Raw genomic sequence first — 24886 nt, forward strand, 5'->3', positions numbered from 1 at the left:
CGCGGCGCCGTGTGAGAACGGTGCGGCGGGGCGGGTCGATATCCGGGGTGCTGTGGGCTGCGAGTGCGCGTTACATCACTGCGGCCCACGGCCTGCGAGTGAAATGCGCACGCTCGAACGCTTCGATCTCAGGCAGCGCGGCGAGCGTCAGGTCCACGGTGTCCATGCCGTCGATCACCATGCGTTTGTGGCGCGCACCGAGCGGGAACGAAAACACCTGCCCTGTGGGAGTAAATACCTTCTGCTGCCCGATATCGATTTGCAGTACGGCCGCCCCACCCTCAGGCGCCGCGCTCAAGGCCAGCAACTGGTTGACCTCGGCACGCTCGAGCTGGACCAGCAGCAAGCGGTTGTTCATCGCGTTCGAGTAAAAAATCTCCGCAAAGCTCGGTGCGATCACGGCTGCAAAACCGTATTGCTGCAGCCCCCACACCGCATGCTCGCGGCTCGATCCGCAGCCGAAGTTGGCGCCGCCGATCAGGATGCGCACGCCGCGATAGCGCGCCTGGTTGAGCACGCAGTCCGCGCGCGGCACACCGCCGGCGTCGAAGCGCAGGTCGTACAGCAAACCGTCGCTCAGACCAGCCTTGTCGATAATGCGCAGGAACTGCTTGGGCATGATCTGGTCGGTGTCGAGATTGTCGAGCGGCAGCGGCGCGGCGCTGCCCTCGATAAAAGTGAGCTTAGTCATGGTGCGGCTCCAGAGTGCGGACATCGGTGATGCGGCCGGTCAATGCGGCAGCGGCGGCCATCGCGGGACTCATCAGGTGAGTGCGCCCGCCGCGCCCCTGGCGGCCCTCGAAATTGCGGTTGGTGGTCGAGGCGCAGCGCTCGCCGTCCGCGAGCACGTCGTCATTCATTGCGAGGCACATCGAGCAACCAGGCTCGCGCCACTCGAAACCCGCCTCGGTGAGAATGGCCGCCAGTCCCTCCGCTTCCGCCTGACGGCGCACGCTGCCCGAGCCGGGCACCACCATTGCCCGCACCTGGGGGGCAACGCGGCGTCCGCGGGCGAGCGCCGCGACGATCCGCAAGTCTTCGATACGGCCATTGGTGCACGAGCCGATAAAGACCCGGCCGACCGGCGTGCCCGCAAGCGGGCGGTCGGACGCGAGGCCCATGTAGTCGAGCGCGCGGCGCAGCGCCGCGGCGGCCTCGGGAGTCGCCTGCGCTGCCTCGTCCGGGACGGCGGCGTCCACCGCGATAGCCTGGTCGGGACTCGTGCCCCACGTGACGAAGGGTGCAATCTCCCGCGCCTCGAAGCGGTATTCAGCGTCGAACGCAGCGTCCCGGTCGGACACCAGCTCACGCCAGTCGGCAAGTGCCGTGCCCCATGCCGCATCGTCGAGCGAACCGGCATGGCGGCGCACGTAGTCAAACGTAGTGGCATCCGGCGCAATCAAGGCGGCGCGGGCGCCGGCCTCGACCGTCATGTTGCAGATCGTCATGCGCGCTTCGGCCGAGAGCGTGGCAATCGTCGAACCGGAAAATTCCACCGCATAGCCGCGCGCGCCCTGCGCACCGATACGGCTGATCACCCACAGGATCAGATCCTTCGACGCGGTGCCGAACGGCAAGTCCCCGTCAATCACAATGCGCATGGTCTTCGCGAGGCGGTAGACCAGCGTCTGCGTAGCGAGCACGTGCTCGACTTCCGAAGTGCCGATGCCGAATCCCAGCGCGCCAAGCGCACCGTAGGTGGTGGTATGGCTGTCGCCGCACAGCACCACCATGCCGGGGCGGATCAGCCCAAGCTCCGGCGCGACGATATGCTCGATGCCCTGCAGCGGATCGTTGGCCGCGAGCAGGCGGATACCGGCGCGCCGGCAATTTCGCGCGAGGTTGTCGGCCTGCAGCAGTGAAGCGGCATCGCGAATCACGCGCGGCGTCTCCGCGTGGGTCGGGATGATATGGCTCACCACCGCAAGCTGCTGGCGTGGCCGGCGCACAGGGCGCTGTTTCGCCTCCAGCGCGGCAAACGCCTGCGGACTGGTGTACTCGTTCATCAGATGCAGGTCGACATAGAGCAGCACGTTCTGTTCATCGATTGATGATACGGTGTGCGAATCAACCAGCTTCTGGTACAGCGTTCGGTTTGACATGATGGACTACCCGGACAGAGACGTGATCGAACGGTAAGCGCCGGGCCTAGCCGCGCAGAAACGGCAAGACCCGCGCGAGCAGCAGCTCCGGCGCTTCCTCAGCAATGTAATGACCGCATGGCAAGGCGCCGCCGCTCACGCCCGGCGCCCACGGGCGCCATTCGGCCAGCGCGTCGAAGCATTTTTCGATCACGCCGTCGGCGCCCCACAGCGCCAGCAGATCGCAGGCCATCGTGCGGCCCGCAGCACGATCGGCGCGGTCGTGCTCGAGATCGATCGAGATGCTCGCGCGGTAGTCCTCGCAGATGCCGTGCGCAGTCGCCGGGTCGCTCAGGCAGCGCAGATACTCGGCGTAGGCCGCTTCTGTAAACGGCTTCAGGCCGGCGCTGCGTGCGCCGATGGTCTGCTTCAGATACAGATCCGGGTCGGTGCGAATCAGCGTCTCCGGAAACGGCGCGGGCCGCACCAGAAAGAACCAGTGCCAGTAGGCGCGCGCAAACTCGAACGAGGTGTGCTCGTACATGGCGAGGGTCGGTGCGACGTCGAGCGTCACCAGACGTGTCACCGCGGCGGGATGGTCGAGCGCCATGCGGGCCGCTACCCGGGCGCCGCGGTCGTGCGCCAGCACCGCGAATTGCGCGAAGCCCAGCGAGCGCATCAACTCCACCTGGTCCTGCGCCATGCGGCGCTTCGAGTAGTTGCTGTGATCGGCGAGACCGGCCGGTTTGCCGCTGTCGCCATAGCCGCGCAGATCCGCCGCCACTACCGTGAAGTGTTCGGCCAGCGCCGGTGCAACCTTGTGCCAGATGGCGTGGGTCTGCGGGTGGCCGTGCAACAGCAGCAGGGCCGGCCCCGTGCCGCCACGCCGCGCGTGGATCCTGACACCGTCGCTTACGGTAACGGTGCTCACATCGGTGAAGTCTTCAAACACAGCAATCTCCCGTGGTTTGAGGTAAGTTTAATTGCTGCCTGGTGCGATATGGTGTCGACTAAAGCAATCTATCCTTAACTTTGAGGCAACAATGGACAGTCTTTCCGATCTTGGTTTTTTCGCGCTGGTGGCGCGCCAGCAAAGCCTGACGGCCGCCGCCCGCGAACTCGGCGTTACCACGCCATCGGTCAGCAAGCGGCTCGCACAGATCGAGCGGCGCCTCGGCGTGCGGCTCCTGAACCGGACCACGCGGCGCGTGAGCCTGACCAGCGAGGGCGATCTGTACCTGGGAAACGGTTCGCGGATCCTCTCGGATCTCGCCGAGCTCGAACAGCTCGTCACCAGCAGCCGCGCCGAACCGGCCGGGCTGCTGCGCGTGAATGCGTCGTTCGGTTTTGGACGCGCACATATCGCCCCGGCAATCTCGGCCTTCGTTGCGCGCTATCCGGGTATGGAGATCCAGTTGCAGCTGACGGACCGCCCGGCCAGCCTGCAAGACCAGGGGTTCGACGTGGGCATCCGCTTTGGCGACGTGCCCGATGCACGCATCAACGCGCGGCTCCTGCTGAAGAACCGGCGTCTCGTGTGTGCGTCTCCTGCTTATCTGAAGCGGCGCCGCGTGCCGCTCACCCCGCACGATCTGACCCAGCACGACTGCCTCGTGTTGCGCGAGAACGAGTCCGCCTACGGCACGTGGCATTTCTCGCGCGGCAAGAAGGACGAGACGGTGAAAGTGAACGGCCCGCTAAGCAGCAATGACGGCAACACGGTGCTCAACTGGGCGCTGGACGGGCGCGGCATCGTGGTGCGTTCGCAGTGGGAGATCGGTGAATATCTGAAGAGCGGCAAACTGGTGCCGCTGCTGGCGGACTGGGCGCTGCCGAATGCGGACATCTATGCGGTGTATCTGGAGCGGCACCGGCTGTCGGCGAAACTGCGCACGTTTATCGAGTTCGTCGGCACACGGCTGCGGGCGGCCGGGCTTTGAGCGCAGCGCGCACGAAGCACTGACAGAACGTCTAGGCGTAATGCTCCGCCTCATACAGACGCTTGCCGGCCTCGTCTCTCGCGGCCAGGATAGGTGCGAACTCGATCGGCCAGTCGATGCCGATATCCGGATCGCTCCACAGAATGCTGCGTTCGTGTTCGGGATACCAGTAGTCGGTGACCCGGCACAGGCACTCGGCCGTCTCCGACATCACCACGAAGCCGTGCGCGAAACCCGGCGGCACCCACATTTGCCGGCGGTTGTCCGCGCTCAGATGCACGCCGATCCACTTGCCGAAGTTGTGCGAGCTCAGACGAATGTCCACGGCGACATCGAACACGTCGCCGGCCACCACCCGCACGAGCTTGCCCTGCGGATGTCTGATCTGATAGTGCAGGCCGCGCAACACGCCGCGCCGCGAGTGCGAATGATCGTCCTGCACGAACTCGACGCCTCTCGCGACATGGCGCGCAAAATCGTCGGCATTGAAGGTTTCGAAAGCGCTGCCCGATTCGTCGTAGAACAACGCCGATTCGACAATCTTCACTTCCGGGAGCGCCGTGCGTGTCACCTTCATGCTGATGCCGCCCGAGCCGTAAGCAGGCGGCGCCTTGCCACGGCGCGGACCCGCACTGCGGCTCGCAGTCCGTTCGCCCGCGCTTCTCGCGCCATGCGCCGCACCCTGCCGCATCGGTTGTGAATAGCGTGTGTTCATGCCGGCGCACCCGCCACGCGGCGCGTAATCGCCAGGTACTGCTCAGCCGTGTCGTTGAGCGTCAAACCGGCCAGCGGGCGCGCCACGCGCGGCTGGCGCAGCGCCGCGACGAGCGCCTGCGCATAGGCGCCGGTGTCGGCGGTGTCGAGCAGTTGCACGCCGGGAAAGTCCCGTGCGAACGTGAACGCGTCGATCGTGCTGGCGACAACCGGAATCCCCGTCGCGAGCGCTTCGAGAAACGCAATACTGTGCCCTTCCGAGCGCGAGGGCATGGCAAACACGCTCGACTCGGTCAAGAGGCGCGAGACGTCGCCGCGCGGGCCGTCCACCACCACCCGCGTGCCGAGTCCGAGCTCGCGCACGCGCGCCTCGACCGCTGCGAAGTAAGCGGGATCTTCCACCACCCCAACCAGCAGCAGCCGCGCTTCGGGAACCGTTTGCAGCGCCTCGGCAAACGCACTTACCGTCTGCAACTGATTCTTGACCGCGTTATAGCGGCCTATCTGCACAATCTGCAACGGCTTGCCTGCGCGCGTCGCGTCGACCTCCGTGGTGCAGACGAAGCGGCGCGTATCGACGCCGTTCGGAATCACCTGCATCAACGGATGACGGCCGATGGCGGCGACATAGTCGTTGACGTTGGCCTCCGACACGCCCACCACCGCCCGCGCCCGGCTCGACAACAGCCGTTCGACGCGGCGAAACAGCGAGCGCTCGAAATCGTTGGCCGCCGAATGCATCACATAGATCACCGGCACACGCAGTGGCAAGGCGCGTGCATAGAATGCCGGAATGGTTGCGTGTGCAAGCAGCACGTCGGGCCTGAAGCGGCGGATCGCCTGGTACAGGTGCCACAGCTTGCCCAGGCTGCCATGCGCGGCGGCGGGAAACAGGCAGGCCACCTGCTGCGCGTCCAGTTCGCCGCGCAGCGCGATGAAGTCGTCATGTTGCGGCAGCAACGAAGTCACGCCCACCGTATCCCCATGCGTCTGCTGGTGAATGGCGAGGTCTTTCGCGAGCACTTCGGCGCCCGAAAGCCGCGGCGCGAGAACCAGATGGAGAATCCGCATCACGCCCTCTTCAGGATCCGGTAGAGCATCCAGCCCGCGCTTGCGCTCAGGCCCGCTGTCATCGCCCACGCTACGCCGGTGACGCCCCACAGATGGGTGGCCGGCGGCACGATCAGGACCAGCGCGATGACCTGCAGCACCGACGCCTCGGTAGCCGCCTTCGGTGCGCCGACCGCGCGCAGATACGCGACCAGCATGGCGATCACCGCCCCGATCGCCATGTTGATGACGAAAATCCTGAAGAGCGGCACGGCCGACATCCATGCCGGCCCGAGCACCAGCATGAAGAGCGGCGCGGCGGTCCAGCGCAGCACCAGCACCACCGCCACGAGGCCGATCACGATGACCGTCATGTAACGGGCAAACAGCTTGGCTGCCGAGCCGTCTTCGCGCCGGTGATGCGCGGAGAAGGTCGGGAACAGATACTGGCCGAGCGCGATTGCCGCGTCCGCAAGCAGCATCTGCGCGAGCTTCGACGACATCTGATAGGCGCCCAGCGCCACCGGGCCGAGCAGTTTGGCGACCAGCACCTTGTCGAACTGGTTGAGCAGCAGGTTGACGACACTGCCGGCCCAGATCCAGCGGCTAAAGTTCACGTAATGGCCGATGCCGTGCCATGCGAGCCGCACCGGCGGCCGCGGGCCCATGGTGGTCCAGGTCAGGACCGTCTTGAGCGTTTCGCCCGCGATCATGCCGATCAGCACCGCGAAAGCACCGGCGCCACCCCACGCGCAGGCGAGGCCGACGGCGCAATCGGCAAACGCCGAAGACGTTTCGACGCCGGCCAGTTGCTGGAAGCGCCGCTCGCGTTGCACCATGTAGTAAGCGGGGGACGCAATGCCGCGGATCAGCGGCAGCGCGGCGGCCAGTTGCAGCAGCAACAGCGAGCCGCCCAGGTGGAACTGCGCGTTCATCAATGGCGCGAGCGCGATCAGCAAGAGAGCAATCAGCGTGCCGCGTGCGGTCAACGTGGTCCACACCGCGCCAAGCTCCGTACGGTTCGGCATGACCTTGGCCTGCACCACGGCCTGGGCAAGGCCGGTATCGCTAAGCGCCTCGGCAATCGCCACCGCCAGCAAGGCGACGCTTACGCTGCCGATTGCCGCGGGGCCGAGCATGCGGCCGATGGCGAGAAACTTCAAGGCCACCAGACCGCGCACGACAACCTGCTGGATCAATACCCAGGTCGCCGCGCTGCCGTCGAATGCAGGCCTCATCGAGACAAGCGGAACCCTGATCGATCTCACGGATGCCCTCCCCTTTTTGCATGCGCAATCCATGCCTGACACGGTAACGCGGCTGTTTATGCGGGGACCGCCATCTCCTAGCCGATATCGGCCCCGTGCAGGCCCCGGAGCAATGTTTTTCGTTACCTTTGGGGTATGACAAAAGACACTGTCCTCGTTATCGAACCCGACTTCTCCGGCCACCGCTGGCGCTATGCCGAGTGGGCCGCGCAAGCCTGTGTCGGCGCGGGCTATCAATGCGTGATCGTCACCGCCTCGGCCAACGCCACCCACCCGCTCGCGCAACGCCTTGCCGCCGGCAACGGCACGGACGCCACGGCCGACCTGCAGATCAGCTTCGTCGACCCGCCTGCCGACGCCGGCCGCCCCGGCCTCGGCTCGCTCAGCTATGTGCGCTTCTTTCGCCATTTCCAGCACATCTACCGCACCATCAGCCGCGAGTACCACGTGGTGCAGGTAGTCGTGCCGTATGTCGATTACTTCTTCTATGCCTTGCCTGTGCTCGGCTCACCGTTCGGCAGCACACCCTGGCTTGGCATTACGATGCGTGCGACGTTCCATCATCACGAAGCCGGCGTGCGTGCACCGCGCCGTCCGTTCGTCAATACGGTCAAAGGGCAGTTGTTCCGGCGCGCGATCCGCACGAGCGGCCTGAAGACCTTGCTGACCATCGACCCGACGCTGGCCGACTGGTGTGCCCAGTCTCCTGCCTCCGGCGCCGGACCGGGCGCCGCGCCCGTCCGGTATCTGGCCGATCCCTGCCCTGAAGCGGCGCCGCTCGACCCGTGGGCGGCCCGCGAGCAGCTCGGCCTCGCCGCTTACGGCCAGTTTGTGCTGGTCTACGGCGCGATCAGCGAGCGCAAAGGTATTTTCGAACTGGTCGATGCGCTGGCCGCTCGCGACGATGCCCCGACGCTGGTCATCGCCGGCGCCCAGGATATGGATGTGCGCTCGCCCTTGCTGCGGGCGCTGACGCAACTGACGCCGGCGCCGGTGGTGATGGACCGCTTTATCGACACCGACACCGAACAGGCGCTGTTCTCCGCCTGCGACATCATCTGGCTTGGCTACAAAGGGCACTACGGAATGAGCGGCGTGCTGGTGCAAGCCTACCGCTTCGGCAAGCCGCTGATTGCGACGGCCGATGGCCTGATCGGCTGGTTTTGCCGCGACGGCGAGCTCGGCCCGGTGATCGACGAGCTCACACCCGATGCGATCAATCAGGCGCTCGACACGCTACTGGAGCAGGACTGGCAACGCCCGTCCGCGGCGAACGGCGCGCATCTGCTCGAACGCAATACGCTCGCGCAGTTCAAGCAGACCTTGCAGTCGGCGCTGCTCGAAAGCCCGAAGCTATGGACTGCGAGCGAATGCCAACCCGGCGCCGCGACGACCTGAGCGAACCTGATCGCCAAAGCAACGCTTCCAGCTCAGCGACTCGAATCGCGCCCCCGCCCCCAGCAGACTCCACTCATCCCACCGGTCCCTGAGCGCGGCGCACCGTGCCGCCGGCCGGCCTCAGCCAGCGTTCGCGCGCGAGCCGCGACATCGGTTCCTCGATATGGCGCGCCGTTGCGCGGGCGCCGAGATACGCGCAGAGCGTCACCAGCGCGAGCGCCGCAAGATAACCAGGCAGTGGGTACGTGAGCGCCGCGTCCCGGAACACGCCTAGCTTTAGCACCGCTCGCATGACGACGATGCCAGCAAAGTTCCAGATATAAACGCCGTAACTATTCTGGCCCAGCGCGGCGAGAACGGGAAAACTCAGGACTGCTTTGGGCAGGCCGGCCATCAGAAGCAGCAGCGCGGCCGACACGCATGCGGCGAGCAGCGGTGCAAACCCGTGGCTCAGGCCGGCGCCGACACCGCACAGATACAGCAAGACGGCGCACACCGCGCCGAACGTCACAGTGCCGCACAGGGCAAGCGGCCCGAGCCGCTCCTCGCCCGCAATCACGGCACGCGCCAGACGCCACACCCAGATGCCCACGACGAAACACGGCAACTGTGCAGGCGGCCAGAAATAATAGAACGCGTTGTTCTGCACCAGACAGGCAGGTGCATGCATGCACGGTCCCGCATACCAGAAGGCCGCGCAGATGAACGCGACCAGCAGGCTCGCGACCAGCAGCCCGCGAACTGTGTGGCATCCGGCGAACAGGGCCGGCGCCAGCAGATAGAAAAACATCTCGACGCCGATCGACCAGCCGCCCGGCACGACACTGTTGATCGCGCCCGGCACCCACTCGTGGACAAACAGCAGATTGGCGAGCACGTCAACGGCGCCATGCGGCAGCAGCATGCGCGAATGCATCAGGAGCGCGCCGTCGTCGATCAGCGCGTAAGCGGCGAGCGCCACGAAATACAGCGGCGCGATGCGGAAAAAGCGCTTCACGTAAAAGCGCCGGTAGGTATCGCGGCTCGAATAGCGGCGTGCATCCTCTTCGAGCGTGGTGCAGATGGTAATCGCGCTGATGACAAAGAAAGCCTGCACGCCGTACTGACCGAAGCGCGAGATTGTGGCGACCCACGCCGGCAAGTGGCCGAACCACGGCGACAGGTGAACGGCAATGACGCCGAGGATCGCAAGCGCACGTCCCGCATCGAGCACCGCAAGACGCCGTTGGCTCCCCATCAGCTCATCTCCTTACAAGACATGGCCGCCGACCGCCGGCACTTCCAGTTCCTCCGGCATGCCCTCGCCTTTCGGACCCTTGCGGCGGGCCGGGAAGATCGCATCGCGCAGGCGCAGGAACGGGAACTCCACGGCACGCGTCGTCACGTAGCCGATCACGATGGCAATCACAAACTGCGCGATCAGCACCGGCGCCCACGCGGCAAGCGCGGGCACGTGCAGGGCCGCGAACTTGCGGATCAGCATGTCGCCGGGGGCGAGCGCGAGCGAGTGCCACAGATAGATTCCGTACGAGTACACGCCGATCCACGCCACCGCACGAAACACGCGGGTCTCGCGCAATTTGTGCGAATACTCGATGGTCAACACGATCAGCGCGCAAAAGCCGATTGCCTGGATCGTGTAGCCAATGCTTTCATCGAGCGGAACATCCTTGATCGCCAGCACGAGCCATGCAACCAGCGCCACCACCATGGCGATCAGCGTCTTCTTGTGAGACGCAAGACGCCGGTACAGCTCGGGCTTCATCCAGTACACGGCGGCGAGGATCACCCCAAACAGCAGACTGTCGATGCGATATTGCGTGTAGAAGAACGCCGCATCGAGATCGCCCTTCGCCACCACCACGCAGCGCGCCGCCAGCACGATCGCGCAGATCGCCAGCAGCAGCGCCAGGATCGTGTTCGCACGCAGCTTGAGCATCACCACGACCGACAGCAGCGCTGGCAGAAACAGATAAAAGTGTTCCTCGACCGCGAGGCTCCAGGTCTGCGTAATCGAGGTGCCCAGATAGTTCTGCATGTGAGTCAGGTTCTGCACCAGGAACGTGCTGGTGGGATGACGGCCGGCGAATACGTGGAACAGGATCAGCACGTAGTAGGCAGGCCAGATCTTGAAGATCCGCCGGATGATGAAGCGTCGGGCATCGATGTGTCCCGCCTTGGCATACTGTTTGAGCAACAGCCCGCCCACGAGAAAGCCGCTCAGTGTGAAAAACAGGTTGACGCCTTCCTTGCCGAAGCTTTTCAGCGGGTATTCAATGACGGCAACCAGCGCGCTGCCTGTATGCACCGTGTGGAAATGAAAGCCCATCACGGCGATGATAGCGATGCCCCGAATGAAATCGAGTTCGATCGATCGTTGGGGCCCCTTCGAATCGTCTGTACCAAACCAGCGCATGATTATTCCCCCGCTACGGAATTGACGTGTTCAAACCGATTTCCGCCCGTTGTCCTCCTATCTTCTTGTGACGGGTCCGGTTCCATCCGCCAACATCACGGCGTTCGCGGCCATGCGCAGCCACTGTTGGGGAACTCCAACGCCGCGCCGCAGTGCGCCCTCCGCGCGGCAGTCGATTCACGCCGAAGACTAGCCGCCAGACGCCGCCGCGCCCGCAGGCTGTCGGACGCTCGCTAACGCGCTGCTATATTCGAAGCCATGATTGGGGGAATCCGGGGCCATGGAAACGACCATGCGACAACCCGTTTGCACACGGCTTACGTCCCGCCGCGCCCTGCTGTTGCCGCAGCCTGCTGCCGCAGCCTGCTGCCGCAAGCCGGGTCCGCACAGCGTCCGGCGCACTGCCGCTCGCCGCTTTCACGCCGCGCCCTGCGCGCCCGCCTCCCTCATACCGCTGCCCGCTTGTGTCGCTTGCGCCGCTCGCTCCGCATGCCGCACGCCACACGGCATGCGTGATTTGCGTGGCCTGCCCCACCGACCGCGGCGCCGCGGGCTCGTACATTGCTAGTGAAGAGGACCTCGCTGCACAAGGAGAACCAAACCGTGCGCAACAAGTTCACCGGCGTCTGGATCTGGCTGTTCCTGATGCCTCTCGCACTCGATTTCAAGGCCTCCGAAGATACTGCCAGCCATCTCGCCCAGATCCTGCTGGTGGTGCCCTCGGTGGGCGCGGGCTTTTTTCTGCTGCTGATCGCCCCGCGCTTCGAGCAACGCTCGCATATGCGCAAGGTGGTCACCTTCGCACTGCTGCTGACGATACTCGGCAGCGTCTTTACGCAGGCCCTGCAAGGCAATCAGGTCGGCAACTACCTACGCGTACTGCTGCCGTTCCTGCTGTTCCTGCTCGGCTACGCCGTGGCCTGCCATCCGTGGAGCGACGCGCGGCTCGCCCAGATCGAAAAGGCGCTGCTATGGGCCATGGTGATCTCGCTGGCATTCAGCTTCATGTACGGCGTCGCCACCGGCGGCGGTCTCGACAAGGTGCGCTTTCGCATCGTCTCGGTTACTTTCCTCGGCCTGCAGGCCCTGCTATTGCACGAATTCGTCGTCGCCAAGCGCTATACCCGCTTCGCTCTCGCACTGTTTCTCGCCACCCTCGTGATTGAACTGCTGAGCGTGACGCGCTCGCTGCTGATCGGCACGGCCCTGCTGTTCCTGCTCGCCACGTGGCTAAGCGCAACCTCGCTGCGGCACCTGATTCGCGCGGCCACCCGCTCGATTGTGATCGGTCTGCTGGTGTGCGTGACGGTGGCCGGCGTCGCTGCGCTTTTCCCCGCCGTGTCGGCGCACTGGACCCAGCGCATCTTCGCCTCCAAAGAGACTGAGGCGGGTGTCGATCCGACTACCATCACGCGCCTCGCCGAAATGAAGGACCAGTACGACCAGGTGAGCTCCTCGCCGGTCGCGCTGCTCGCCGGTGAAGGATATGGGCACATGTACCGCTATTCGCCGAGCTTCCTGCCCGACCTCCAGGGGCAGATGAGCGCGAAGGATTTCTTCGCGATCCGCGAGTGGGTGGCGGGCCACAACTTCTGGGTCTACCAGTTGTTTGCCGGCGGCCTGCTGTTCGGCATCGGCATGCCGCTCGCCATCCTCTACGCGCTCTATAAAGGCACGCTCGCGCATCGCGAATGGCGGCGGCGCATGCCGAACCTGCTGTATCTGCCCGTGCTGGGCCGCGCGATCCTGCTGGTTGCCGCCCTGCCGGCCACCTCGATTGGCGGCAACCCGCTGGGGCCGCGTTTCTCGGGGCTCGTGTTCGGCGTCGCACTGGGCATGCTGGTGGCCACCTATAGCCGCATCGCGCAGACCATGCGGGTGCGCGCGGCCCGCCACGTCGGCCGGCCATACCGCGTGCCGACCATGACGCCCGCGCCGCAATGGCCGAGCGGCAATCTCGAAGGACGGCCCGGCCTCGCCCCGCTGCCACCCGGCCTGCGCGGCAAAGCTCAGCCAGGAACGTCCCAGTGAGCGCGCCCATGAAGATCCTGCACGTGCTGCCGAGCCTCGATCCGCGCACGGGCGGCCCCATCGAGGCCGTGCGGCAAAGCGGCCTTGGCATCGCCGCGCTCAGCCATCAGGTCGAAGTCGCGAGCGTCGACGATCCGGCCGCGCCCTGGCTCGACACGTTCCCGCTGCCCGTGCATGCGCTTGGACCCGCGAAGGGTTTCTATGGCTACACGCCGAACCTCGTGCCGTGGTTGCAGCGCCATGCCGCGGAATTCGACGCCGTGATCGTCAACGGCCTGTGGCAATACCCCAGTTATGCGACATGGAAAGCGCTGCGGCACAGCGGCGTGCCCTACTACGTCTTTCCGCACGGCATGCTCGACCCGTGGTTCAAGCGTACCTATCCGCTCAAGCATCTGAAGAAATGCCTCTATTGGCCATGGGCCGAATACCGGGTGCTGCGCGATGCCACGCGGGTGCTGTTTACTGCCGAGGAAGAGCGCATACTCGCACGCCAGTCGTTCAGACTCTACCGTGCCAAAGAAGAGGTAGTCGCGTTCGGCACCAACCGGCCGCCCGCCGATGCCACCCATCTGCGCGCCGCTTTCCATGCGGCGCAACCCGCCTTGCGCGATCGCAGGCTGCTGCTGTTTCTCGGCCGCATCCATCCGAAGAAAGGCTGCGACCTGCTGCTGAAGGCATTCGCCACGCTCTGCGAGTCCGATACCTCCATGCACCTGGTGATGGCCGGCCCCGACAATAGCGAGTGGACCCCGGCCCTCAAGTCGCTTGCGAACGAACTGGGCATCGCCCAGCGCGTCACGTGGACCGGCATGCTGCAAGGCGACGAAAAATGGGGGGCCTTCTACGCCAGCGACGCCTTCGTGCTGCCGTCGCATCAGGAGAACTTCGGCATTGCGGTGGCCGAGGCGCTCGCCTGCGGTCTGCCCGCGCTGATCTCCGACAAGGTGAATATCTGCCGCGAGGTCGAGGCGCAAGGGGCGGGTTTCATCGCGCCGGATAGCGTCGAAGGCACGCTCGCCAATCTCACGCGCTGGCTGCAACTCGATTCCGCCGCGGCGGCCGCAATGCGCGTGCAAGCCCTGCGCTGCTTCGAACAGCATTTCACGGTGGAGGCGATGTCGGCCGATCTGCTCCGCGTCCTGCAGCAGGGGCGCCGCAGCCAGGACCCGCAGGCGCGCTCGCTCGCGCTCGAGCAGGGTTAATCAATCGAAGCGACACGCTGCCGAGCGAGCGGGACTCCGCCGCACGCGAGGCGCGATAGCATCGCCGCTGTGGCGCTGCCACCGCCCGTGGGCCGCTTCACTTCTTGGCAAGGAACAGCAGGTTCTCGCCCATCGGCCGCACCTCGGCCGCAAACGGCAGTTTCTCGCCAACCGGTTCACCGCTGGCCGCGGGCGCCGGAACCAGCGCCGCCACGCCGGCGTGCAGTGCGCCGTCGCGCCCCTTCAGCGCGGCTGCGACATGCTCGGCAAGCCGCAAGGTCAAGGCCACGATCGTGATAGTCGGGAAGTTCGCGCCGACCGTCGGGAATACCGAACTGCCGGCCACATACAGATTAGCGATCCCATGTACCTTGCAATCGCGGTCCACCACGCCCTGGCGCGGCGAATCGTGCATGCGCGTGGTGCCCATGTGATGCCAGGTGCCTTCCAGTTGCGTGGGCCACGGCCGTCCTTCGAGCGGCGCATCGAGCGACACGCTTGCCACGCCGCCGAGTTGCATCTCCTGGGCAAGCAGCGCATTGGTGCGATCGAAGGTTCGCTTGACCAGTTCGGTCAACTGCCAGTCCACCTTGACGCGATTCATGCCGAGCCGGTCGCGCTGGGTCGACAACGTCACGCGGCTATCGCGATTGGGCTCGGCCTCGACAATGGTCTGAAACTTCACGTCGGTGATCAGCGCGCGCGGCTGGAACAGGCGGGCGGCGCCGAAGCAGCCCGCCTCGACCGGATGCATGGCCATCGTCACCAGGTCGCGGCGCAAGCTCCAGCCCGGCTGGTCTTTTTTCAGCAAGGCCTGCTTGCAGCGGATCAGCGCCTCGGCGCCCGCGGTGTTCTCACCGTAGAACATCGAATAGAACCATACGCGCGCATTCAGGAGTTTCTCGCGTTCGAGCACCTCCTGGGTCAGCGCGAACTGCGACGAAATATGCTGGCCGTGCGCCTTCACCGCATCGTTCTGGTAGTGGTACTTGATGTCGTATAGCTTGTTGCGCGCCCATGCCGGATTGAAGCGGATGCTGCCCGACATGATGCGTGGATGATCCATGAAATAGCGGCCCACGAGGTCGTGGCCGTTGCCGAGACCCGCTGCCTGCACCTTGTTGGCGGCCAGCAGCAGACGCGCGTTTTCGATGCCGCCCGTGGCCAGCACGAACACTTTCGCGCTCACCGCGAAGCGCCGCCCGCTCAGCGTGCCCACCTGGATGCGCGTGACGTTCTGGGCTTCGGCGTCGGTTTCGATATCGAGCGCGTTGCCGTTGAGAAACACGCGCACGTGGCGCGATTTCTGCAATTCACCGCGATACTGCTTGCCGAACCGCACGGGCGGGCTGAACTGTGAAATGGTGTCGCGCACATTGCCGCTCGGCAGCGGGTGGCGGCGCACGTCGGTACGGCCGATCGCCGCCTCCCAGTACGCCGGATCGAAGTTTTGCGGCCCGAGCATCAGCAGGCCGTGAGTGCGTTCGTAGTACGGCTTGAGTTCTTCGAGGCCAAACGGCCAGCCGCTATCCTGCACCCAGGCGCGTTTCTCGAAGTCCCAGGGATCGAGCGGCCGGCACCAGCCGCCCCAGCAATTGCTGCTGCCGCCGAGAAAGCGGCTGCGGCTGCCATCCGCAAACGTATACGGAACGCCGACATTCTCGCCGCGATACAGGTCGCGCGTTTCGTCATCGGCCTTGTAGCCGCCGCTCTCCAGCAGGCACGTGTCGATGCCCAGCTTGTCCATTTCGAGCGCGAACGTAATACCGGCTACGCCCGCACCGATAATGCAAACGGTGGTCCCGATGACCGACCGCTCTTCCACACCCCGGCTGTCGATGAACATCCCCGCTCCCGTGATTCTTGTGCAGCCGCCTTACCGGCACTCCACGCCGGCCACCCTGGGTTCGCAAGCACTGCCGGGGTCGTCCCGGTTCATGTACTTGCAACGCCGGCGCCTGGCCCGCGACGGCATCCAGTGGTACATGTTCGGACCCATCCGCACTGCTTTTCGACATGCCGCTTGCGGCGGTCTGCTGTCGCCCGGGCCGAACCGGTCCGGGTAATTCAAGTACTGCCATCTATATTTCACGCATGCCGCGAATCGTGGTGTTCGTTATCACGCATTACGGCACGCGTTGTTGTCAGAAGCGCTTCCTGATAAAGCGAGCCGGATTGCCGCCGTAGATGCCCTCGGCCGCAAGCGAGCGATGCACCACGGAAAGCGGCGTCACGAGCGTGGAACGGCCGATTGTCACACCCATCTGCACCACACATTTCGAGGAAATCCACACGCCGTCTTCGATCACGATGGGCGCCACGCGCAAATCCATGTTGGTGGCGTAGTCGTGAGAGCCGGCAGTGAGCAGCGCGCCCTGCGAAATGCACACGTTCGCACCGATGCGAACCGGCGCCTGGTTGTATATCCACGCATCGACGCCGAACCAGCAGTTCGCACCCACTTCGAGATTCCACGGCGCCTTCACGCGCAGCGGGTGCACGAAACGGCAGTTCGGTCCGATCTTCGCGCCGAACAGGCGCAACAGCGCCACGCGCAGCGCCGAGAACGGCACCAGCTTGTTGTTGATCACGCAGGCCTCGATCACGAACCACGCGGCCTCGGTCAGGCGGCTCACGCGCCGCACATAGTTACCCTTGCCCGCAAGGCTCAGGTCGATCACGCGCGGCGTGGCCGGAGTCCCCACAGTGGCATCGGTGGCTGCACGGGCGGCATCATCGGCATCCGCCTGCCATTCCAGCGCCGCATCGATCTGGTCGCGTTTCATGTGAATATTGCGCTCCACTTGCATCCTGCTGCCTTCTGCGTGGATGGTCATCCACCGTCGCTGCGAGGCGCTTTTCCGCCCTGTAGCATCGTGTAAGAAATTGTGCACAGTCCTTACGAGGTTTCGTTTTTGCTAGCAACGATTGGCTTGATGTGCACAGGCTTTGTCGGCTTTGGACTGGCATCGGACAGGGGACGTAGCGCGGTTGACACTACCATTAGGATGACGCGGCGCGATTGAGTGCACCGCCTCCCGACCCGTCCGGATACCGCTCATGAATGCTCCTGCCCTGCGCATCGCGCTCTCCTTCTCCCTGCTGTTCGCTTGCGGCGCAACCCATGCCCAGGCGCTTGCCACCTACGGCGATGCGCCCGCAGCCGAAGCGCAAGGCGCGGCCGCCGCGGCCAACCGCATCGGCAAGGGCGGCGCGCTCACACCCGGCACCGACGATTCGCCGCTGCTCGGCGGACCGGCTGCATATGGCGAGGTGTACCGCGCCCAGAGCGCCGATAGCCGCTTCGATCAAAACGACCCGGCAACTGGGGCCAATCCTCAGGGCCGCGGCGCGACGCCGGTCGAGCACATGCTGACCAATCCAGGCACGCCGCAGCCCGGCGGCCCGGCAATCGGCGCGGCCGCCAACGCCGCCAGACCCGGTGCGGCTGCGCGCGGCAACACCGCCGGCACGGCGGCGCTCACGCAAACGCAGACGCCCGACAATGCGGCGCTGCAGCTTTACGGCAATGGCACCGCAAGCGGCGCCGGGCGCCACGACATCTACAAGATGCCCTGGTAGGCCGCCGCGCGAGCCGTGCAGGCCGCCCTGAAGGACTATCGCGGACTATCGCGCCGGCCACCGGCGTTCCTGCAAAATCCATAACCGTGGCCGCCTTCAGACAAGGCCGGCAACTCCATCCTCGCCACTGCATTGCACTCAGTCCACCTGGGTCGGCTCAAGCGGAGCCCCCACCAGCTTCTCGTGAGCCAAGGCGCCTGATGTGCCACTGACGCCGCCAGCGCCACCGGTATCGCCGCCTGGCGCTGCGGCGGGCTCATCGCTGCACAGCTCACGCAGCTTGCGACTCAGGGCGTCGAGCACGCTCGCGCTCGACAAGCTGCGTTCGGCATATTCGCGCCCCGCTGCGCCGAGCACCGCGCGCCGCAACGGATCGGCCGCCAGCGTGACGATCGCCTCCACCAGCGCGCCGACGTTCTCCGGCGGCACAACGACACCGCGCGGCGCCACCACGTCATACAGTTCGGTGCCGGCACACGCCATCGCCACGATGGCCCGTCCGCTCGCCAGCATGCCGTTGAGCTTGGAGGGCATCACCAGATCGGCAGCGCCGCCGCGCTGCGGCAGCACGTGAATGTCGGCAAGGTTGAGCAACTGGTTCAGTTGGCGGGCCGGCTGCAAAGCCATGAAGCTGCAGTTCGGCAAGCCGGCACAGCGCGCTTCGAGCATTGCACGCGCCGGCCCGTTGCCGCAGAAAACAAAACTGATGTCGGGCCGCCCGGCAAGCTCGGCCGCAGCGGCGGCGAGAATCTCCAGACCCTGCTTCGAACCCATATTGCCCGCGTACAGCACCACGGTCTGCGGTACGGCCCGTTTGTCGAGACCAAGCAGCCGGCGGTAGTAGCGGGCATGCGCGAGCGGCACGATGGCGCGCGTATCGACCCAGTTCGGCAGGCAGTAGGCCTTCAGCGGATCGACACCCTTGGCGATGGCGCGCTCGACCATCTTCGCCGAGAGGCTCGACACCACGTCGAAGCGGCCCAGCAGCCAGCGCTCGACGGCAAGCGCCATGCGCCGGGCGCGGCTGCCCTGGACAAGGCCGAGATCGAACGCCGCATCCACCTCGTAGTCCTGAATATGCAGCCACGAACGCGCACCCGTGAGGCGCGCGACGAGCCATGCACCGGGTGCGCTCATCAGGCTCGGTGCGATGCTCATCACCACCTCGGGGCGCCAGGCGAGCTGAGCCGCCAGCGCCGGCAGCGAGGCGAGCGCAAAGCTCGCCAGATGCAGCAGACGCGACACGCCGGTGGGCTTCGCCGGCACCCACAAGGGCACCCGCTGCACATGCACGCCGTTGCGCAGATCGCGCCGGTAGCGCCACGCGCTGAAGCCCGCTGCAATGCGCCACTGCGGGTAATAGGGCGGTCCGCACACCACCCGCACTTCGTGCCCGTCGGCGACCAGCGCTTCTGCCATCTCGGCGCTGTACTTGCCGACCCCCGTGAGTTCGGGCGCGTAGTTAAGCCCAACAATTAATATTCTCATACCCCTCCCGTTCGGCGCAGCGCGCAATCCGCGCCCGCGCCAGCACGTCATTCTGTCCAGCCAAACCAGCCCGGCATCAAGCGATCAAGCATTCCATCATCACGCTACGCGGCGAGCATCACAGCGCAGCCCCGTGCGATATTCGAAGCGGCATTCGGCGGATCGAAGCGGCGGATCACCTCCATGCAGGCGCGTGCGGTCTGCCCGGTATCGGCAAACGCCTCGAGCGCCTTCAACATCGTGCGATGCAAGGACGCGCCGTCGCCCGATCGGAACGCGTAGCCGGTTACGCCGTCGATCACCAGTTCGGGCACGCAGCCGCAGTTGTCGCTCACCACCGCCGGACAGCCGTGATTCAACGCCTCGTTGACGACCAGACCCCACGGCTCGCTGAAGCTCGGCAGCACCAGACACGAGGCGCCGAAGTATTCGCGCGACAGTCCTTCGTCCTGCAGACTGCCGACAAAGCACACGGCGTCGCCGAGGCCGCTCTCGTTCACATGGTTCTGCAACTGGTCGCCCTGCGGACCCGTGCCCACGATGCGCAGCTTCGCCTCAGGAATCCGCTGGCGGATCGCCGCAAATGCATCGAGCAGCGCATCGACGCCCTTCTCCTGCGAGAGGCGGCCGACGAACAGGAACACCGGGTCGCGGGCGCGCCGGGCCTGCAGACGCTCGTCGAGCGCGCGCTCCGGCACGAACGACCAGGGCAGCGCCGCCGCCTGGCACGGCACGAAGATGCGTTCGCGCTTCGCGCCGAGCGACATCAGATACTCGCGGCTGCGCTCGCCGAAACCAAAATAGCCGTCGCACAGCGAGAAAAACACGCGTTTCGGAATCGACGTCAGCAGACGGCGTGGCCGGTCGCGGCCGGTTGAATCGCAGAACACCGCGCGGCGCTTGCCGGTCGCAATGCAGGCGAACAGCATGGCCCAGTATTCCGGACGATGGTAGCCGGGCAGCACCACCAGATCGGCGCGCGTACGCAGCACCTCCATGGTCAGGCGGTACATCATGCGCCAGGTGGGCACGTCCTCGTAGCAGCCGTGAAAGAGCGTGCGCATCGGATAGCGGTGGTACGAATAGTCGACCTCGGAAAAGCCGAGCCGGAAATGCTCGGTCTCCGAGATCTGCACGATCGAATATTTGATCGGGCTGGCCGCCGAGATCGCATGCAGCGCCGAAAACACCACGGCCTTGTGGCGCGACCAGACCACGTTATGAAAGATCGTGACGGTGCCATTGATGCCATTAGCCATCTCACACCGTCCCTTCGGAAAGCGTGGCGGCGCCAAAGCGCGCCACGAAGTCGCGATAGGTCGCCTCGATGCCTTCACGCAAGCCGATGTGCGCTCGCCAGCCCATCCGTGCGAGACGCGACACATCGAGCAGCTTGCGTGGCGTGCCGTCCGGCTTCGAGGTGTCGAACTCGATCTGGCCATCGAAGCCCACCGTCTCGGCGACCCGCTCGGCCACTTCGCGGATCGACAGGTCGTCGCCCACACCCACGTTCAACAGACCGTCGGCCACCTCGCGCTCAAGCACGAAGACGGTCGCGTCCGCCAGATCGTCGACATGCAGGAATTCACGGCGCGGCGTGCCGGTGCCCCACACGGTCAGCACACCGTCGCCGTGCAGCTTCGCCTCATGCGCCTTGCGAATCAGCGCCGGCAGCACGTGGCTGTTGCGCAGGTCGTAGTTGTCGTTCGGGCCATACAGGTTGGTCGGCATCAACGCGACGAACCTCGTACCGTACTGGCGGTTATAGGCCTCGCATAGCTTGAGGCCGGCAATCTTGGCGATCGCGTAGGGTTCGTTGGTCGCTTCGAGCGCCGAACTCAGCAGGTACTCCTCCTCGATCGGCTGCGCGCAGGCCTTCGGGTAGATGCACGATGAACCGAAAAACACGAGGCGGGTCACACCGGCCTGCCAAGCCGCATGAATGACGTTGGTCTCGATCGCCAGGTTCTGGTAGATGAAATCCGCCGGCTGCGAGGCGTTGGCGAGAATCCCGCCCACCCGCGCCGCCGCCAGCAGGACCACATCCACATGCTCGCTGGCGAAAAAGCGCCGCACCGCTGCCTGGTCGAGCAGGTCCAATTCGGCATGCGTCCTCGTCAGGATGTCCGTATAACCGTCCGCCTGCAGACGGCGGACCAGTGCCGAGCCCACCATGCCCCGATGGCCCGCGACGAAGATGCGCGCGCTCCTGTCCATAGCCATTCCCCTTTAAGTAATGTGCGTAACGCTATTCGTGATGCTCGAGCGCCTTGAAGCCGGCCAGTGTGACAAGCGCATCGCGGCGCGCAATCTGGTAGTCGGCCCGCACCATTTCCTTGACCAGCGCCTGGAACGGCGTGCTCGGCTGCCAGCCCAGTTTGGCGTGCGCCTTGGACGGGTCGCCCAGCAGGGTCTGCACTTCGGTGGGCCGGAAGTAGCGCGGATCGACGCGCACGATCACGTCGCCGCGCGAGAGCCGCGTTTCCTTGCCTTCCACCTTGTCGACCACGCCCACTTCATCGACGCCCTCGCCTTCGAAGCGCACCGTCACGCCCAGTTCGGCGGCGGCCGCCTGAACAAACTCACGCACGCTAAACTGCTGGCCGGTGGCGATCACGAAGTCTTCCGGCTCGTCCTGCTGCAACATCATCCACTGCATTTCGACGTAATCGCGCGCATGGCCCCAGTCGCGCAGCGCGGACAGATTGCCGAGGTACATGTCGTCCTGCAGTCCTACCGCAATACGCGCAATGGCGCGGGTGATCTTGCGCGTGACGAAGGTCTCGCCGCGCACCGGCGATTCGTGGTTGAAGAGAATGCCGTTGCAGGCGTACATGCCGTACGCTTCGCGGTAGTTGACCGTGATCCAGTAGGCGTACAGCTTGGCGACCGCATACGGGCTGCGCGGATAGAACGGCGTGGTTTCCTTCTGCGGCACTTCCTGCACGAGCCCATACAGCTCGGAGGTGGACGCCTGATAGAAACGGGTCTTCTTCTCCAGCCCCAGGATGCGCATGGCTTCGAGAATCCGCAGCGTGCCGAGACCGTCCGCATTCGCGGTGTATTCCGGTTCCTCGAACGACACCGCCACATGGCTTTGCGCCGCCAGGTTGTAGATTTCGTCCGGCTGCACGCGCTGAATGATGCGTACGATGCTCGACGAATCGGTCAGATCGCCGTGATGCAGAAAGAAGTGCCGGTCGGCCACGTGCGGATCGCAGCACAGATGATCGATCCGGTCGGTATTGAACAGCGACGTGCGCCGTTTAATGCCGTGTACATCGTAGCCCTTGGCAAGCAGCAAGTCGGCCAGGTACGAGCCGTCCTGCCCTGTTACGCCGGTTATCAAAGCAACCTTGCGATCCATTGTGTTCCCCTCGTCAAAGCGTTTGACTACAGTGCCACGCGTGCGGCGGTCCACCGCACGCGCGTAGAAAACGGTCTTGCCTTACCGCGCTCAATCCGCGCGGCTCTCATACCCGTAATAGCCGGTGTAGCCGCCCAGGTTCAGCTTCGGCGGCGGCACGTCGGTAAGCAGCACGCCATGCAGGTTGACGCCTGCATTGACGAGGCGCTTGAGCGCTTCGGAGATCTCCATGGCCGGATGACGGCCGTGCCGCACCACCATCAGCGTGGTGCCAGCATGCTTGCCGATCAGCGCGGCGTCGGTCACCGCCAGTACCGGCGGCGTATCGACAATCACCAGGTCGTAGACGCGCGAGAAGTGTTCGAGCAGCGTGCGGAAGCGGTCGCTCATCAGCAGCTCGGACGGATTGCCCGGCAAGCCGCCTTTGGTCAGCACATCCAGACCGGGCAGCACGTCGCGCAGCACGCACTCCTGCAGATCCGCGCCGTTCAGCACGTCGGCAAGCCCTGGCGTATGCGGCAGGCCGAAGTGCTTGTGGATGTCGCCGCGCCGCATGTCGCCGTCGATCAGCAGCACGCGTTTGTGCGCCGAGGCCACCAGCGCCGACAGGTTGACCGACATGAAGGACTTGCCCGCATCGGGCCGCGAGCCGGTCAGCATCACCACGTTGTTGCGCGCCGACACCAGCGCGTATTGCAGCGTGGTGCGCAGGCTGCGCACGCCTTCCACGGCGACGTCGTCCGGCGCCTGGGCAGCCAGCACGTGCACGCCCGCGCGGCGCAGGCCGACATTGCGCTGCACGCGGACCTGCAGGTTGCTGCGCGGCACCACCGCGCACACCGGCACGCCCAGCAGCGCTTCGATTTCCGTGGTGTTCTGCACGCCGCCATAGAGCGTCTTGCGCGTGAACGCTGCGAGAATGCCGAGCAGGAGGCCCAGCCCGGTGCTGATCAGGATCAGCAGCGCGCGTTGCGGGCGCACCGGATCGTCGGCCGGTTCGGCGTAATCGACCACGCGCACGCTACCCACCTGGCCCGCCTTGATGATGCGCAACTGCTGCGCGCTGTTGAGCAGGTTCGTATACAGCTCGGTATCGACACGCACGTCGCGCAACATCCGCAGCGCGGTCTGCTCGGTGTCCGGCAGGGTCGAGACGTTATGCGTGAGGCCGCCCTGCACCGCCTGCAACTGGGCAATCTGCGCGTCGAGTGCGGCGACCGCCGGGTGGGCTGCGGTAAAGCGCGTCGCCAGTTCGGCGCGTTGTTGTTGCAGGTCGACCAGCTTGGTCTTGTTCTCGACGATCTGCTGCAGCAACAGGCGGCTTTCCTCGCTCAGGTCGACCGTGCCCTGCTTGTTGCGGAAGGTGTTGTAGCGCTGCTCGGCCTGATCGAGCTCAGTGCGCAACTGCGGCAACTGCTGGTCGAGAAAGGCCAGCGTATGCTCGGCCTCGGCCGACTTGCGGTCGATGTCCTGCTGCACGTACTGGCGGGCAATGCTGTTGACCACCGCCGCCGTCAGCTCGCTATTGCCGCCTTCGAGCGTCACCGCGATGATGCCCGACTGCACGCTCGTCTCCACGACGTTGAGTTCCTTTTGCAGCCGGTTCACCGTATCGAGCGTCGAAGCGCGCTTCAGGTCAAACTGCGTGCCCGGACGCGCCGTCAACTGATCGATCTGCAGGCGCACCGGACCATGCGAGGTGGTGCCCACTGCCAGTTGCCCGGCACGGGCGCGCAGCACCTCGCTGCCCTTTTCATCAGTCACCACGTAGGACTCGTCAGGCTGCACGGTCAGCACGAAGGGCTTGCCGTACAGTTCCCTGGGCGTATCGAACAGCGACACGCCGATCTGCTCGCCACCCCATGCGTACTGCGGCATGCCGAACAGCGGTGAGGCAAGTCCGTCGCCGCCACGCAGGCGCGCGAGAAACGGGCCGATCACCGGAAACCGGCGCGGCGCCGCGCTAATGTCCAGATGAAGCTTGCGCACCGTCTCGTCGAGCACGAGGCGCGAGCGGATCAGCTCGATCTGCGCGGAAGTCACGGCCTTGGTGTCAAAGATCGACGCCATCGTCTGCAGGGCGTCCTTGTTGCCGTTCGCGTTGCCGTTGCCGTCGTTGGCGGTGTCTTCCACCTGGATCATCGCGTCGGCGCGGTACACCGGGGTTTGCACGAACGCCACCAGGGTGCCGATCAGCAAAGCCGACAGCGTCACCACAAGAATCATCCGCCAATGCTGCGAGATGACCGCCAGATAGTCCGAGAGGCGTAGCTCGTCGCCGCTCGGGACATCGATATATCGGTTTTCGAAATTAGTAGCCATGGTGTCTTTAATCCCGCACATCAA

At 65.2% G+C, this 24886-nt stretch carries 20 protein-coding genes; 5 read left to right on the top strand and 15 right to left on the bottom strand.

Annotated elements, in window-relative coordinates:
• Positions 1 to 70 precede the first annotated feature (70 nt).
• The 3 genes from leuD to FFS45_RS24805 are packed head-to-tail and all read right to left on the bottom strand — an operon-like array spanning position 71 to position 3033.
• Positions 71 to 691 carry a 3-isopropylmalate dehydratase small subunit gene (leuD, locus tag FFS45_RS24795; protein WP_137957272.1) on the bottom strand — a complete coding sequence of 207 codons (621 nt, stop codon included), beginning with the start codon at positions 689 to 691 and terminating at the stop codon, positions 71 to 73.
• Positions 684 to 2102 (bottom strand): 3-isopropylmalate dehydratase large subunit, encoded by a 1419-nt coding sequence (leuC, locus tag FFS45_RS24800; protein WP_137957273.1) that lies wholly within the window; start codon positions 2100 to 2102, stop codon positions 684 to 686. Before leuC ends, leuD begins: the two co-directional genes overlap by 8 nt.
• Before the next feature lie 46 nt (positions 2103 to 2148).
• A complete protein-coding gene (locus FFS45_RS24805; RefSeq protein ID WP_137957274.1) occupies positions 2149 to 3033 on the bottom strand; it encodes an alpha/beta hydrolase in 885 nt (294 codons plus the stop codon).
• A gap of 91 nt (positions 3034 to 3124) precedes the next feature.
• On the opposite strand from FFS45_RS24805, the gene FFS45_RS24810 reads away from it, so the two are divergent.
• Positions 3125 to 4021: a LysR family transcriptional regulator gene (locus tag FFS45_RS24810; protein WP_137957275.1), complete on the top strand. Its 897-nt coding sequence runs from the start codon at positions 3125 to 3127 to the stop codon at positions 4019 to 4021.
• 31 nt (positions 4022 to 4052) lie between these two features.
• Here FFS45_RS24810 and rfbC read toward each other — a convergent pair whose 3' ends face one another.
• The 3 genes from rfbC to FFS45_RS24825 all read right to left on the bottom strand — a co-directional run bounded on the left by rfbC (position 4053) and on the right by FFS45_RS24825 (position 7053).
• Positions 4053 to 4604 carry a dTDP-4-dehydrorhamnose 3,5-epimerase gene (gene rfbC, locus FFS45_RS24815; protein ID WP_137957309.1) on the bottom strand — a complete coding sequence of 184 codons (552 nt, stop codon included), beginning with the start codon at positions 4602 to 4604 and terminating at the stop codon, positions 4053 to 4055.
• A 128-nt stretch (positions 4605 to 4732) separates the two neighbouring features.
• Entirely contained in the window at positions 4733 to 5806 is a 1074-nt protein-coding gene (locus FFS45_RS24820) for a glycosyltransferase family 4 protein (RefSeq protein WP_137957310.1), read from the bottom strand.
• Complete coding sequence (locus FFS45_RS24825) at positions 5806 to 7053, bottom strand: oligosaccharide flippase family protein (RefSeq protein WP_137957276.1); 1248 nt, start codon at positions 7051 to 7053, stop codon at positions 5806 to 5808. The genes FFS45_RS24820 and FFS45_RS24825 overlap by 1 nt, the downstream gene beginning before the upstream one ends.
• A gap of 135 nt (positions 7054 to 7188) precedes the next feature.
• Between FFS45_RS24825 and FFS45_RS24830 the strand changes: the two genes are divergently transcribed.
• On the top strand, positions 7189 to 8451 hold the full coding sequence (locus FFS45_RS24830) for a glycosyltransferase (RefSeq protein ID WP_137957277.1): 1263 nt from the start codon (positions 7189 to 7191) through the stop codon (positions 8449 to 8451).
• A 73-nt stretch (positions 8452 to 8524) separates the two neighbouring features.
• Here the strand turns inward: FFS45_RS24830 and FFS45_RS24835 are convergent, their stop codons facing one another.
• Complete coding sequence (locus FFS45_RS24835) at positions 8525 to 9688, bottom strand: acyltransferase (RefSeq protein ID WP_137957278.1); 1164 nt, start codon at positions 9686 to 9688, stop codon at positions 8525 to 8527.
• Between the two features lie 12 nt (positions 9689 to 9700).
• Positions 9701 to 10867 (bottom strand): acyltransferase, encoded by a 1167-nt coding sequence (locus FFS45_RS24840; protein WP_137957279.1) that lies wholly within the window; start codon positions 10865 to 10867, stop codon positions 9701 to 9703.
• Between the two features lie 603 nt (positions 10868 to 11470).
• On the opposite strand from FFS45_RS24840, the gene FFS45_RS24845 reads away from it, so the two are divergent.
• Positions 11471 to 12898, top strand: a complete 1428-nt coding sequence (locus tag FFS45_RS24845) for a hypothetical protein (protein ID WP_137957280.1) — start codon at positions 11471 to 11473, stop codon at positions 12896 to 12898.
• An 8-nt stretch (positions 12899 to 12906) separates the two neighbouring features.
• Positions 12907 to 14103 (top strand): glycosyltransferase, encoded by a 1197-nt coding sequence (locus FFS45_RS24850; protein ID WP_137957281.1) that lies wholly within the window; start codon positions 12907 to 12909, stop codon positions 14101 to 14103.
• A 97-nt stretch (positions 14104 to 14200) separates the two neighbouring features.
• Here the strand turns inward: FFS45_RS24850 and FFS45_RS24855 are convergent, their stop codons facing one another.
• Complete coding sequence (locus FFS45_RS24855; protein WP_137957282.1) at positions 14201 to 15949, bottom strand: GMC family oxidoreductase; 1749 nt, start codon at positions 15947 to 15949, stop codon at positions 14201 to 14203.
• Between the two features lie 298 nt (positions 15950 to 16247).
• Positions 16248 to 16889 (bottom strand): DapH/DapD/GlmU-related protein, encoded by a 642-nt coding sequence (locus FFS45_RS24860; protein ID WP_171029741.1) that lies wholly within the window; start codon positions 16887 to 16889, stop codon positions 16248 to 16250.
• Positions 16890 to 17163: 274 nt separating this feature from the next.
• Between FFS45_RS24860 and FFS45_RS24865 the strand changes: the two genes are divergently transcribed.
• A complete protein-coding gene (locus FFS45_RS24865; RefSeq protein ID WP_137957283.1) occupies positions 17164 to 17685 on the top strand; it encodes a hypothetical protein in 522 nt (173 codons plus the stop codon).
• 138 nt (positions 17686 to 17823) lie between these two features.
• On the opposite strand, the gene FFS45_RS24870 is transcribed toward FFS45_RS24865, so the two are convergent.
• The 5 genes from FFS45_RS24870 to FFS45_RS24890 all read right to left on the bottom strand — a co-directional run bounded on the left by FFS45_RS24870 (position 17824) and on the right by FFS45_RS24890 (position 24862).
• Positions 17824 to 19173 (bottom strand): glycosyltransferase WbuB, encoded by a 1350-nt coding sequence (locus FFS45_RS24870; RefSeq protein WP_137957284.1) that lies wholly within the window; start codon positions 19171 to 19173, stop codon positions 17824 to 17826.
• A 104-nt stretch (positions 19174 to 19277) separates the two neighbouring features.
• Positions 19278 to 20420, bottom strand: a complete 1143-nt coding sequence (locus FFS45_RS24875; protein ID WP_137957312.1) for a glycosyltransferase family 4 protein — start codon at positions 20418 to 20420, stop codon at positions 19278 to 19280.
• Between the two features lie 13 nt (positions 20421 to 20433).
• Entirely contained in the window at positions 20434 to 21390 is a 957-nt protein-coding gene (locus tag FFS45_RS24880) for a GDP-L-fucose synthase (RefSeq protein ID WP_137957285.1), read from the bottom strand.
• 31 nt (positions 21391 to 21421) lie between these two features.
• Positions 21422 to 22540 carry a GDP-mannose 4,6-dehydratase gene (gmd, locus tag FFS45_RS24885; RefSeq protein WP_137957286.1) on the bottom strand — a complete coding sequence of 373 codons (1119 nt, stop codon included), beginning with the start codon at positions 22538 to 22540 and terminating at the stop codon, positions 21422 to 21424.
• Positions 22541 to 22630: 90 nt separating this feature from the next.
• Positions 22631 to 24862 (bottom strand): polysaccharide biosynthesis tyrosine autokinase, encoded by a 2232-nt coding sequence (locus FFS45_RS24890; RefSeq protein ID WP_137957287.1) that lies wholly within the window; start codon positions 24860 to 24862, stop codon positions 22631 to 22633.
• Between the last annotated feature and the right edge of the window lie 24 nt (positions 24863 to 24886).

The sequence above is a fragment of the Burkholderia sp. 4M9327F10 genome, assembly GCF_005503145.1.
GTDB lineage: Bacteria > Pseudomonadota > Gammaproteobacteria > Burkholderiales > Burkholderiaceae > Paraburkholderia.